The organism is Microbacterium sp. BG28 (assembly GCF_034044005.1).
Taxonomy (GTDB): Bacteria; Actinomycetota; Actinomycetes; order Actinomycetales; family Microbacteriaceae; genus Microbacterium.
Genome location: NZ_JAXCHA010000002.1, coordinates 1,046,068 through 1,057,560, shown reverse-complemented (window position 1 = coordinate 1,057,560; position 11,493 = coordinate 1,046,068). Strand labels below are relative to the sequence as shown.

Sequence of the window (11,493 nt, the reverse complement as noted above, 5' to 3'; positions counted from 1 at the left end):
TCAGCGAACGGCGAACCGCGCGAACCGCTCACCCGGCACCGTGTCGAGCGAGACCTCGTAGGAGGCCTCGCCGACGCGGGGCAGGGGGATGCGGGTCCCTTCGCTGCGGAAGCGCTGGAGCGCCCAGCACGTGACGCCGGCGTCGGCGAGCCGGTGACCGAGAACAGCGAGCTCGGCCGCATCCGCCGCCTCGGGGTGCACCGTCGTGCGCACTTCGTAGTCGAGCGGGCGGTTCGTGCCGGCGCGCGCCGCGGACTCTGCCAGCACGACCGACAGTGACCCCCAGGAGCGCTCGGCGCTGTTCGAGTAGCCGGTGACCTTCTCGTAGAGCCGCTTGCTCGTCTTGATGTCCAGGCCCACCCAGTCGACGTAGGGCAGGATGCGGGCGAGTGCCGCCGGGTAGATCCCCGCCGTGTGGAGTCCCACCGCGAATCCGAGCTGCCGCACGGCCGCGATCGCCGCCGGCAGTGCGGGCTGCATGGTGGGCTCGCCGCCCGAGAACACGACGCCGTCGAGCAGGCCACGCCGTCTCTTCAGGAACGCCCGCAGCGTCTGCCAGCTCATCGCCGCGGGTGCGCGGGGAGCGCGCAACGCGGGATTGTGGCAGTAGAAGCAGTCCCACGGGCATCCCTGCAGGAAGACGGTCGCGACGAGCTTGTCGGGCCAGTCGACCGTGGAGAGGCGTGTGAGGCCGGCGATGCGCAGGGTGGCGGGGTCGATCGCGGCGGGGATCACCTCACACCGCCGCCGAGGCGAGGGAGCGCGACTCGGCGAACGCGACGCGCTCGGCGGCCTCGCCCTTCTTGCCCACGTTGAAGGACGACACCGGGCGGAAGTAGCCCATGACCCGCGTCCACACCTCGCAGTCGGCCCCGCACTCGGGGCACACGGTGTGCTCGCCCGAGCGGTATCCGTGGCGCGGGCAGATCGAGAAGGTCGGCGTGATGGTGATGTACGGCAGCCGGAACTTCTCGAGCGCGCGACGCACGAGCGTGCGGCAGGCCGCCGCGGAGGAGACGGCTTCGCCCATGTAGAGATGCAGCACCGTGCCGCCCGTGTACTTCTGCTGCAGGTCCTCCTGCAGCGAGAGCGCCTCGAACGCGTCGTCGGTGTAGCCCACGGGCAGCTGCGAGGAGTTCGTGTAGTACGGGTTGTCGTCGGTGCCCGCGTGGTGGATGCCCTCGTAGCGGGCGAGGTCGCTCTTCGCGAACCGGTATGTGGCGCCCTCTGCGGGCGTCGCCTCGAGGTTGTACATCGTGCCGGTCGTCTCCTGGAACTCCACCATCCGGTCGCGGATGTGATCCAGGATGCGGGCGACGAGGGCGTGTCCCGCATCCGAGGTGATGTCGTCGGCGTCGCCGGTGAAGTTGCGCACGAGCTCGTTGAGCCCGTTGACGCCGATCGTGGAGAAGTGGTTGTCGAGCGTTCCGAGGTAGCGCTTCGTGTAAGGGAAGAGTCCGCCGTCGATGTGGCGCTGGATCACCACGCGCTTGGCTTCGAGGGTGTCGCGGGCGATCTCGAGCAGCTCGTCGAGGCGTGCGATGAGACCCGCTTCGTCTGCCGGGTGCAGGTAGCCGAGGCGCGCGCAGTTGACGGTGACGACCCCGAGGGATCCGGTCTGCTCCGCCGACCCGAACAGGCCGTTGCCGCGCGCGAGCAGCTGGGTCAGGTCGAGCTGGAGGCGGCAGCACATCGACCGGATCATGTGCGGATCGAGGTCGGAGTTCACGAAGTTCTGGAAGTACGGCAGACCGTACTTGGCGGTCATCGCGAACAGGGCGTCGACGGCGGGGTCGTCCCAGTCGAAGTCCTTCGTGATGTTGTAGGTCGGGATGGGGAAGGTGAAGGCCCGTCCGTCGGCGTCGCCCGCGGTCATGACGTCGATGAACGCCCGGTTGATGATCGCCATCTCGGGCGCGAGGTCGCCGTAGGTGAAGTCGCACACCTGGCCGCCGATCAACGGTCGCTGGTCGGCGAGGTCGTCGGGGCACGTCCAGTCGAGGGTGAGGTTGGTGAACGGGGTCTGGGTGCCCCACCGGGAGGGGACGTTGAGGTTGAAGACGAACTCCTCGATCGCCTGCCGGACGGCCTCGGCGTCGAGGGCATCGAGGCGCACGAAGGGTGCGAGGTACGTGTCGAACGAGCTGAACGCCTGTGCCCCCGCCCACTCGTTCTGAAGCGTGCCGAGGAAGTTCACCATCTGCCCGAGAGCGCTCGACAGGTGCCGAGGCGGGGCGGATGACACCTTGCCCGGCACGCCGTTGAAGCCTTGCTCGAGCAGGGTGCGCAGCGACCAGCCGGCGCAGTAGCCGGCGAACATGTCCAGGTCGTGGATGTGGATGTCGCCGTCGCGATGCGCGGCGCCCGCCTCGGGGGCGTAGACCTGGTCGAGCCAGTAGTTCGCGATGACCTTGCCCGAGGTGTTGAGCATCATGCCGCCGAGGGAGTATCCCTGGTTGGCGTTGGCGTTGACGCGCCAGTCTCCGCGGGAGAGGTACTCGTCGATCGTGGGGGCGACGGGGATCGAGCGGGCGGTGGTGGACGTGGACATGCAGGCTCCTTCTAGCCGTGGGGTGAAGGTGATCTGCGGTGGTGTGACCACTGTATGTAGGGGTGTGGCACGGTGTCGAACCCATATGTTGTGGAATAACAGTGCTCGCCGGATTCCTTCACGACGGGCGTTGTGGGTGCTCACAGTCGCGCGCGTCGGTCCCGGAAACGACCCCGCTGCGGGTGTAGGAAGCGGGTCGACTGTGCCGAATATGTCGACGGGCGCGTCGGCGTCCTCACGGTGTGCGAGGCTGTCAGCGTGACGATCGAACCCCCCGCCCCCGGAGAGCCGCGCCGGCCGCTGGGCCCGCGGGATCCGGGGGATGCCTGGGTCGTCGCGCCGTCGGGGGAGCGCTACTGGGGCCGCTTCGGAGCCGCGGGGCTGCTCGCGGTCGACCCGGTGCGTGGCGTGCTGCTGCAGCACCGCGTGTCGTGGAGTCACCACGGCGGCACGTGGGCGCTGCCCGGAGGTGCGCGCCACGAGGGGGAGTCCGCTCTGGACGGTGCCCTGCGCGAGGCGGCGGAGGAGGCCGGCGTGCCGGACGGCGCCGTCAGGCCCCGGCTCATGAGTGTGTTCGACCTCGGCTACTGGTCGTATGCGACGGTCGTCGCGGATGTGGTGGACGCGTTCGATCCGGTTATCAGCGACCCCGAGAGCGTGGAGCTGTCGTGGGTGCCCGTCGCCGACGTCGACGAGTACCCCCTGCACCCCGGCTTCGCCGCATCCTGGCCTCGGCTGCGCGAGCTGCTGGCGGTGCGGCCGAAGATCGTGGTGGATGCGGCGAACGTCGTCGGCTCGGTGCCGGACGGCTGGTGGAAGGACCGCGCGGGCGCGGCCCAGCGGCTCGTCGAGCGGCTTCGTGACCTGGCCGTGCGCGGCATTTCCGGCGGTGCCCTGGGACTCGCGGAGGACCGCTGGTATCCGGAGATCAAGGTCGTGCTCGAGGGGAAGGCCCGCGAGGCCGCTCCGGGCGCCGAGGTGTTCTCCGCCGCCTCCTACCGGACGCCGGACGTGCTGGTGATCCGTGCCGAGGCCGCGGGCGACGACGCGATCGTCTGGACGGTGCGCGAGGAAGCGGAGTGGGGCGCCCGCGTCACGGTGGTGACGAGCGATCGCGAGCTCGCCGCGCGGTGCGAGGCGGTCGGTGCCTCCGTCCGCGGTGCGCGCTGGCTGCGGGACCTCCTCGAGGACTGAGCGCCGGTGAGTGCTCCGCGGGACTCGGTCTCCGTCGCACACGTCGTTGCGGCCGCGCCGGACGTCGTCTGGCGCGCACTCACCGTCGATCGGGCGGCGTGGTGGCCGGATCTGCGCTTCGACGCGGTGGTCGGCGCGCCGGTCCTCGAGACCTGGATCGAGGCGGGGCAGCAGCGGCAGGCTCACGGGCTCATCACGCGCTGCGAGGAGCCGGGGCTTCTTGCGTTCCGCTGGCGAGAGGACGGTTGGTCGGCGTCGCTCGAGGTGACATTCCGACTGGAGGCGCATGACTCGGCGACCTCCGTCACGATCGCGGAGACGGGCTTTCGTCACGCTGGTGTGCCGCCGACGCTCGCGGATGAGCACGAGGAGGGATGGCGCTACCACCTCACCCGGCTGGCGCGGGCGTGCGGAACCGGGTGATCGCGCCAGGCGCTGGCTGCGGGACCTCCCCGAAGACTGAGCGACTGCGGGCGCGGACTATGTCACCGTCGCTCGCAGCCGCCCACGCTCACGCGTTGTGTCGCAGAGCGGTCGCCGTGATGACCTCCGCCAGTTCGCGCGGCCGGCTCCACATCGGCCAGTGCCCGGTGGGAAGGTCGACCCACTCCGCATCCGTCACCTCGCCCACGGCGGCGAACATCGGGTGCCCGGCGCTGACGAGCTCCCGCACCTGCGCGGACGAGAGGGAGCAGCACACCATCGTCGTCGGTACGGCGTGACGCGCGGGGTTGCGGAGCGACGCCGGAGCGGTGAGCACGCCCGCCGGCTCCGACAGCGCCCTCGCGCGGAGCCTGTCCAGGACGTCCGGAGTGAGTCCCTCCAGACTCGCCTGCTGCGCGAGCTGTTCGAACGGAGGCAGCGGAAGCTCCTGCTGCGTCGGGGGAAGATCCGGAGCGAAGACGCTGCCGTCGCCGATCGGCCCCGAGTCGACCCAGATCACGCGCCGCACGAGCTCCGGGTGCCGGTCGAGAACGAGGGTGACGGGCGCGTTCGCGCCGCTGTGCGCGACGACCACGGCGGGTGCGTCCACGCGGGAGAGCGCGTCGGCGATCGAACGAGTCTGGTCCTCCAGCGTCCGCCGCAGGCGATCCGGGTCGGCGTCGTCGAGTCCGGGGAGCGTCAGGGCGGTTGGGTGGATGCCGGTCTCGCGCAGGTGGCTCAGGACGTCGTCCCAGGCCCACGCGCCCAGCCAATGGCCCGCGATGAGGAGGACGGGGGTGTGAATCTCGTTGGTCATGGGACGACTGTCGCAGCATGATCGGTCAACGGGATGTCACCGTTTCTGTCACGATTATGATTCGATCATGCGGGTGGCCGGGAGTGTCGGATGAGGCGGGCTGAGAGGCTCCATGCCATCTCCGAGATGCTGCGGCGGAGCGGAACGCGCGGCCGCACGGCGTCCTGGCTGGCGAGCGAGTTCGAGGTCTCGGAGCGCACGATCAAGCGGGATCTCGATGCGTTGGAGCGTAGCGGCGCCCCGCTCTGGTCGCGCCCGGGGCCCGGTGGCGGCTACGGGATGCTCGCGGGGAGTTCGTTGCCGCCCGTGACGTTGTCGCCGGCGCAGGCGGTGGCGTTGATGTCGGCTGTCGCCGCCGCATCCGATGCTCCGTTCTCGGATCTCGCGGCGGCAGGCATCCGCAAGATCGTCGACGTGCTGGACCCGGTGACACGCGCGCGAGCCACCGACCTGGCAGGCCGCGTCTGGGTCGACCGACCGCCGCGACCCTCTCGGGCCACCCGATCTGCGATCGAGGAGGCGATGGCTGAGCAGCGAGTCGTGCGTTTTCGCTACACGGCCGGAGACGGTGCGACGACGACACGTGATGTCGAACCGATCCTCTTCGCGTCGCGCGACGGCCGGTGGTATCTCGTCGGGTGGTGTCTTCTGCGCGACGCGGTGCGGTGGTTCACCATCTCGCGCATCGAGAACGCGCGCGTGACGCGGACGCCGTGCAGCGGGCGCAGCATCGCCGAGGTGGGTGAGCCTCCGGAGACCGCGAGCTCCGTGCATGCGTGACCCTCGCTAGAAGGGCGGGTCGGCCGCATCCGTGAAGACGACGCGGGATGCGGGGGAGTCGCGGTGGTGTCGGCCCTGTGGGCTGGTCCACTCGAGCACGCCGTCGGGCCCGAGCCTGACGCGCCACGGTGTGGCGTGTTTGAGCGAGTGATGTCGGCGGCACAGGTGCGCGAGATTGTCGACGTGCGTGGTTCCGCCGTGCGCCCAGTCGACCGTGTGGTCGATATCGCAGCGATGGGTGGGCATGCGGCATCCGGGGAAGCGGCACCGCTCGTCGCGCACCCGCAGCAGGCGCCGCTGGTCTTCGCTGGGTCGGTACCGGTCGACGCCCACGACGTTGCCGGTGACCGGATGGGTCAGCACGCGCGTCCACGCGACGGAGCCCCCGGCGAGGCGGCGGGCGGTCTCGGCGTCGACGGGGCTGACGCCGATGAGTTCGGCGCCCGCATCCGTCGTGCCGAGCAGCGTGGTGGCGGGGATCGTGACGCGCACGTGCGCGTGCACGGCGTCGATCCCCGCGTGCGGGGCGTCGGCGGTGTCGGCGGTGGTAGAGGTGAGCAGGAGATCGCTGAGGACGTCGGCGCGCAGTTGGTCGATCGTGCGCGGATCGGTCTCGGCGTCGTGGGCGTCTCGAACGAGGCGTGCCATCCGCGTGAGCCGGTCGTGTGCGCCGTGAGCTTCGATGACGGGAAGCACGGCCGTGAGCTCGGCCATGCCGTCGGGCAGGTCGCGCACGAAGACGCCGCGGTGCGTGCGGGCCTCGCGGTGGCGTTCGGTGAGCGGACGCTGCTGAGCCTGCTCGGCGAGCCGGCGGAGGACCGGGCGCAGACGGTTGACGGACATCTCAGAGGCGGCCGCCGCGGCACGCTCGTCGTAGGCAGTGAGCTCGGGGTCGCCGACCCCGGCGGACGCCTCATGGATCGCGCGCAGGTGGCGGCGCGAGATGCGGCCCTCGGCCAGGACGGCGAGGGAGCGCGGCAGCCGACGGGCGATGTCGGCGGCGTCGTGTAGCTCGTTCTGCATGCCGCGGTCGTTCGCGTGCAGGGCGGTCGCGAACTCCGCAGCGATGTCGCGCAGCGGCATCTCGTGCGCCCGGGCGGACGGATCGGACAGGCGGGAGGTGCGGTCGGCGGCGATCTGCCGGGCGGTCGCGAGCAGGTTGAGCTCGAGCGCTTCGAGGGCGGCGATGGAGGCGCGGGTCTTCTCGACGCCGGCGAGCAGGCCCTCGAGCATCGCCGCTTCGGCGTCCTCGGGGCTCATCGCCGCTGCATCCTTCATGCCTGAAGTCTGGCACCCACCTCCGACATCGCCGGGGTCCGATCAGTCGTCGGCGGAACGCCCCCGCAGCCGGTCGATATCGCGCCGTTCGCGCTTGGTCGGACGCCCCGCGCCGCGGTCTCGGACCGGCACGAAAGCGGTCAGCTCGCGAGGCGGAGGCGGGGGAGTCTTGTCTTCCGCGGCGAGGGCGGCGAGCGGTGCGCTGACGCGCTTCACGATGGTCTGGCGCACGACGAGGATGCGGTCGAAACCGGCGATCCGTATGCGCACCTCGTCGCCGGGGCGCACGAGCTGAGCCGCCTTCGCGCGGTCGCCGCCGATGCGGACGTGCCCGGCGCGGCAGGCGGTCGTGGCGGCGGATCGTGTCTTGTAGACGCGGACGGCCCAGAGCCACGAGTCGACCCGAACGGGGGATGCCGCATCCGTCATCCCTCCATCCTGGCGGATGCGGGCTCAGCCGAGGTCGAGTGCCACGATCGGCCGGTCGGCGCGGGGCCGCGCGGTCTCGACGAATCCCGCGTCGAGGAAGGTCGTGAGCGCGCCGTGGTAGAGCTCGTTCGACGAGGTCTTGGTGGCCGCGGTGTCGATCGGGTAGGCCTCGACGAGGCGGGCGCCGTTCTCGCGGGCGAACGGGACGGCCGCCTCGAGGAGTTGACGGGTGAGGCCCTGCCCGCGGAACTCCTTGCGCACGGAGAAGCAGCTGATCGCCCAGGTGCTGGCGTCGGTCCAGGGTTCGGGGGAGGTCTTGCCGTAGAGCTTGGTGCGCGCGAGCCGTTCGTGGTCGGGTCGGGGCCCCACGCGCACCCAGCCCGCGCCGACGCCGTCGACCGTGGCGACGAGTCCCGGCGGGACGGATGCGGTCGTCTCCGCGCGCAGGATCTCGGTCTTCTCCTCGACGCTGAGCGCGCTGAAGCGGCTGCCCGGCATCATCCACCATTGGCATTGACACGCCCGGCCGTCGCCGCCTCCGGTGAGGGCGTTCTCGACCTCGTCGAAGCGTTCGCTCGTGGCCGGAAGCACCTGGATCTGGCTCATGCCGTGACCGTACTCCCGGGTGCGGACACGCATCCACCGCTTGCGCCGCCGGACGCGTTCGCGGCATGCTCTCGGACCGGCTAAGATGGTTGAGTTGCCCGCGCGCGGGCGGCTCCGGGATGTGGCGCAGCTTGGTAGCGCACTTGACTGGGGGTCAAGGGGTCGCAGGTTCAAATCCTGTCATCCCGACCGGAACGAGAAAGGGTCCGCCTTATGGCGGGCCCTTTCTCGTTGCCGCGAGTGGATTGTTCAGGCGGGGTCCCCGCGGGCGGAGGCTCCGCGTCCCGCGCAGCGGGGCGTGGAGTGCCCGTGGGGCGCATCCCGACCGGAGAGGGTCGGAATCTCAAGGGATTCCGGCCCTTACTCATTGGTCGGACAGTCTTCTGTAAACGGTTACGTACACATTTTCGCGCTCAGAACGTCTCCATGTCGTCGTCCCACACCGGGTCGTTCGACCCAGCATCAGCCTTGTCAGTGGCCGAACGTGCGTGGAATCCGCCCAGTCCTTCTGGGTCCGGCGCTCGAACGACACGATTCGCGGCCTCGGCCTCGGCCCAGGCCTCCGCCTCCGTACTCAGCAGCAGCCCCGCGGCAATGGCTTGACTGATTGCCGGGTCTACGAGAGGCGCGTCACGGCGCAGGTAGTGCTTCCGGGGCGTCTCGACCGACGTGTGGCGGAGGAACTCCCTGGCCTTCTCGTCGCCGAGCTTCGTCGCGGCCCAGGTGCCGATGGATGCACGGAACGCGTGAGGGCTGACCTTGCCTGCCCACTCGGTGCCTTCGAGTGCTCGGCGGAGCTGCGTTGCAATCTGGTTCAGGGAGACCGGTCTTCCGTTCCGCGATTGGAAGACGAGTTCGTCGTCGGCCTTGCCTTCGCCGAGCGCGATGAGCTGAGCGGCAACGTGGGGGGCTGCGGGCACGCGTGCTTCCGAGGACTCCGTCTTCGGCGCCTCCTGACGCTTCTGCGAAGAGCCGTTCGGAACGATGGGCCGGTCACATCCAACTCGGCAAAGCCATCTTCGCGAATCAGCACATCCGCTTGCGCAACGCGAGCACCTCGCCGATTCGAAGTCCGGTCACAGCCATCGTGTCGATGGCGGCGAGTAGATGCTTACCTGGCTTCGGTCCGCCGCGGCGCTTCTTCTCAGCGTCGCTCGGCGAAATCCACTCTGCGACCTGACGGTGAACCGCGATGAGGTCGGTGTCTCCGAGCGCGCGGTCCTTCGTTCGGACGACCTTGCGGAGGGGTGTCTTCGTCTCTCGCCAGGGGTTATCCGGGACGGCGCGACGCATCTGCGCGTCATGCCAGATTTGCCCTGCCAAGTCCCGAACCTTCTTCGGGCGGTCGAGCAGCCCTTCACGAGCGAGGGTGTCGAGTAGGTGCTGAGCGCGCGGCGCCGTCACTTCGTACAATCGCAGCCCACCGACTCGCTTCGTGAGAGATGCCGCAATCTGCGCGACCTTCGGACGGCTCTGTTCGCGCACATCCTTCAATGGCAACATCCCTTCCAGCCACCAGGTGACGAGGTCATCGACGGTGCGAGCCGCGTCGAGCGTTGTCCCCCCAGCGCGATTTCGACGAGCTACCTCCTCGTTGAGCGCGGCCAGTGCCTCGGCCTGCGTGCGCCCGAAGCGTCGAATCTGCCGGGTCGAGCCGAAGTGGTCTCGGTGCCGCACGTCAGCAACCCACGCGCCCCGCTCCATCCAAAGCTCCGCCCGTGCGACTGCCGCTTCACGCTTGTCCTCGGGTTGCTTCTTGGCTCGGGCGAGCGCATTCGATGTTTTCTGCGCTCGAACCCGGGCGCGCCAGGGTCGAGCATGGGCCTTCGCGTCATGTGCACACCTTGGGGTGTGCTCGCACGTCGTGCCGCCAGTTACGTCACAATCGAGGAGGAATGGGGGACGAATGAGAGCTGGGTTGAACGGGTCCGTCAGCTATCAGGACTTTCGCGCTGCGTGCAGGCGGTACGACCGCGACGAGCTACTCCGGCTGCTCAGCGAGCTGTCCCGTGGTTGGGACGGTTCTACCCAAGATGAGCGGGGGAGAACTCGACCGTTTCTCCCGTGGGACATCGCAGGCATCGCCGCGACGACCCTTCAATGGGGGACGCCCGGTGGGCGGGTCGCGACGCCGGATGATGTTCACGGGCTCTGTTCGAAGCACCTCAACCTCGAACACCCAGGAGAGCACGACGACGACTTCGCGACGAAGAGCGTGCTCCGGCTGCTCTATCAGCAGATTCCGTACCAACGCTCCGCCAAGCTAGCGAGCTGGGCGCGTCCCGTCGCGCTTTTCGAACAGACGCCGTTACTCGACAACTACAAGCCGGAGGCGATGGAGTCCGGGTGGGAGGATGACCTGCTCGGCTGCTCTGTTGGTGTCTGGAGTTCCGTCGGCTTCGCACTGCACTCCGCGGCCGTTCACCAGGCGAGTCGCTATCCGTTCGGCTGGGAACCAGGAATCGCTGCTGCCCTGACAGCGCTCGGCGGCGAAGCCGTCTTCGATGCTGTCGTCCGTCGAGGGTTCTCGACGGAGTTGAGCGCCTTCCAGCAAGCCCGACGAGACATCACGGCGAAGTATCCCGGCTCACTGGTGCAGCAGTTCGTCCGCGAGCCGTTCGCCTACAACCCGATTCACACCTCGCCCCTTATCGGAGGAATCGACGAGCTATTCCTCTCGCCTTGCGTACCCGCCATCGAGGTGCGGTCCACGGTCTACGGCATCGCGTACGAGGGCATCGAGCGATGGGGCGAGGCATTCACGCATGATGTCGGGCACCTTTTCGAACAGTACGTGGGGCGCAATCTGCGTCTCATTGACGGCGCCGAGGTCGTGCCGGAAGTGGAGTACGGTCCGCGAAAGAGCCGTCTGAAATCGGTTGACTGGTTCATTGTCTTGCCGCACGTCGTACTCCTCGTCGAGTGCAAGGCGATGATGCCGCGGCGGGACATGCAGGAAGGCATCGGCTCGCTCGCTGAGATGCACGACCGCCTGGAGAAGCCGCTGAAGCAAATCAACCGGTCGGCTGCGGCTGTGAAAGCCCAGCCTGAAGGGATGCAGGTCATCCCATCCGACAGGCCGCTAGTTGGCCTCGTGGTGACGCTCGGCAACTTCGACCTCGCGAACGCACCTGACGTACGCGCCCTCTTTACGACCGCAAGTATCCCCACGGCGTTCATAGGTGTGGACCTCCTGGAAGAAATAGTCACCGCGCCCGCCACAGAGCTGGATAAGTTGTTCACCGACGCGCCGAACCAGCTCACAGGGCCGGGCGTCCTTGCGGTAGGCGGTTGGAAGCTGACTCTGTCCGAGAACGCTGTCCTTGAAGAAGCCTGGTCCTCTATCCCGCTCATCAAGTTCATCGACGAGTACCGCGAAACCGCAGACGCTTCCGGGACCGGACCTGCGTAGACA

The 11,493-nt window shown here is 68.9% G+C and carries 12 protein-coding genes and 1 tRNA gene; 5 read left to right on the top strand and 8 right to left on the bottom strand.

What is annotated here, in order from left to right; genetic code table 11:
- Both SK224_RS11010 and SK224_RS11005 read right to left on the bottom strand, forming a co-directional pair.
- A complete protein-coding gene (locus tag SK224_RS11010) occupies window positions 1-735 on the bottom strand; it encodes an anaerobic ribonucleoside-triphosphate reductase activating protein (protein ID WP_320434702.1) in 735 nt (244 codons plus the stop codon).
- 1 nt (window position 736) lies between these two features.
- Window positions 737-2,551: a ribonucleoside triphosphate reductase gene (locus SK224_RS11005; protein WP_320434701.1), complete on the bottom strand. Its 1,815-nt coding sequence runs from the start codon at window positions 2,549-2,551 to the stop codon at window positions 737-739.
- A gap of 258 nt (window positions 2,552-2,809) precedes the next feature.
- On the opposite strand from SK224_RS11005, the gene SK224_RS11000 reads away from it, so the two are divergent.
- Both SK224_RS11000 and SK224_RS10995 read left to right on the top strand, forming a co-directional pair.
- Window positions 2,810-3,745 (top strand): NUDIX domain-containing protein, encoded by a 936-nt coding sequence (locus tag SK224_RS11000; RefSeq protein ID WP_320434700.1) that lies wholly within the window; start codon window positions 2,810-2,812, stop codon window positions 3,743-3,745.
- A gap of 6 nt (window positions 3,746-3,751) precedes the next feature.
- Complete coding sequence (locus SK224_RS10995) at window positions 3,752-4,168, top strand: SRPBCC domain-containing protein (RefSeq protein ID WP_320434699.1); 417 nt, start codon at window positions 3,752-3,754, stop codon at window positions 4,166-4,168.
- 88 nt (window positions 4,169-4,256) lie between these two features.
- Here SK224_RS10995 and SK224_RS10990 read toward each other — a convergent pair whose 3' ends face one another.
- Window positions 4,257-4,985: an alpha/beta hydrolase gene (locus tag SK224_RS10990; protein WP_320434698.1), complete on the bottom strand. Its 729-nt coding sequence runs from the start codon at window positions 4,983-4,985 to the stop codon at window positions 4,257-4,259.
- Window positions 4,986-5,075: 90 nt separating this feature from the next.
- Between SK224_RS10990 and SK224_RS10985 the strand changes: the two genes are divergently transcribed.
- Window positions 5,076-5,765, top strand: coding sequence for a YafY family protein (locus SK224_RS10985; protein ID WP_320434697.1), 690 nt, complete (start codon window positions 5,076-5,078; stop codon window positions 5,763-5,765).
- Window positions 5,766-5,771: 6 nt separating this feature from the next.
- Here the strand turns inward: SK224_RS10985 and SK224_RS10980 are convergent, their stop codons facing one another.
- Genes SK224_RS10980 through SK224_RS10970 form a run of 3 tightly spaced genes read right to left on the bottom strand, consistent with a single transcriptional unit; the run spans window position 5,772 to window position 8,078 of the window.
- Entirely contained in the window at window positions 5,772-7,043 is a 1,272-nt protein-coding gene (locus SK224_RS10980) for an HNH endonuclease signature motif containing protein (RefSeq protein WP_320434696.1), read from the bottom strand.
- A gap of 42 nt (window positions 7,044-7,085) precedes the next feature.
- Window positions 7,086-7,472 (bottom strand): RNA-binding S4 domain-containing protein, encoded by a 387-nt coding sequence (locus SK224_RS10975; protein ID WP_320434695.1) that lies wholly within the window; start codon window positions 7,470-7,472, stop codon window positions 7,086-7,088.
- Between the two features lie 24 nt (window positions 7,473-7,496).
- On the bottom strand, window positions 7,497-8,078 hold the full coding sequence (locus SK224_RS10970; protein ID WP_320434694.1) for a GNAT family N-acetyltransferase: 582 nt from the start codon (window positions 8,076-8,078) through the stop codon (window positions 7,497-7,499).
- Between the two features lie 115 nt (window positions 8,079-8,193).
- Between SK224_RS10970 and SK224_RS10965 the strand changes: the two genes are divergently transcribed.
- Window positions 8,194-8,267 (top strand) — tRNA-Pro (locus SK224_RS10965).
- A 224-nt stretch (window positions 8,268-8,491) separates the two neighbouring features.
- Here the strand turns inward: SK224_RS10965 and SK224_RS10960 are convergent.
- Together SK224_RS10960 and SK224_RS10955 are read right to left on the bottom strand one after the other, a co-directional pair.
- Complete coding sequence (locus SK224_RS10960) at window positions 8,492-8,998, bottom strand: tyrosine-type recombinase/integrase (protein ID WP_320434693.1); 507 nt, start codon at window positions 8,996-8,998, stop codon at window positions 8,492-8,494.
- A 106-nt stretch (window positions 8,999-9,104) separates the two neighbouring features.
- A complete protein-coding gene (locus SK224_RS10955) occupies window positions 9,105-9,782 on the bottom strand; it encodes a hypothetical protein (RefSeq protein ID WP_320434692.1) in 678 nt (225 codons plus the stop codon).
- Between the two features lie 202 nt (window positions 9,783-9,984).
- Here SK224_RS10955 and SK224_RS10950 point away from each other — a divergent pair, with 202 nt between their 5' ends.
- Window positions 9,985-11,490, top strand: coding sequence for a hypothetical protein (locus tag SK224_RS10950; protein ID WP_320434691.1), 1,506 nt, complete (start codon window positions 9,985-9,987; stop codon window positions 11,488-11,490).
- Window positions 11,491-11,493 lie beyond the last annotated feature (3 nt).

Coding starts and splice junctions, on each gene's coding strand:
- SK224_RS10980 (WP_320434696.1), bottom strand. CDS start 7,043: ATGAAGGATGCAGCGGCGATGAGCCCCGAGGACGCCGAAGCGGCGATG.
- SK224_RS10970 (WP_320434694.1), bottom strand. CDS start 8,078: ATGAGCCAGATCCAGGTGCTTCCGGCCACGAGCGAACGCTTCGACGAG.
- SK224_RS11005 (WP_320434701.1), bottom strand. CDS start 2,551: ATGTCCACGTCCACCACCGCCCGCTCGATCCCCGTCGCCCCCACGATC.
- SK224_RS10955 (WP_320434692.1), bottom strand. CDS start 9,782: ATGGAGCGGGGCGCGTGGGTTGCTGACGTGCGGCACCGAGACCACTTC.
- SK224_RS10950 (WP_320434691.1), top strand. CDS start 9,985: ATGAGAGCTGGGTTGAACGGGTCCGTCAGCTATCAGGACTTTCGCGCT.
- SK224_RS10975 (WP_320434695.1), bottom strand. CDS start 7,472: ATGACGGATGCGGCATCCCCCGTTCGGGTCGACTCGTGGCTCTGGGCC.
- SK224_RS10990 (WP_320434698.1), bottom strand. CDS start 4,985: ATGACCAACGAGATTCACACCCCCGTCCTCCTCATCGCGGGCCATTGG.
- SK224_RS10985 (WP_320434697.1), top strand. CDS start 5,076: ATGAGGCGGGCTGAGAGGCTCCATGCCATCTCCGAGATGCTGCGGCGG.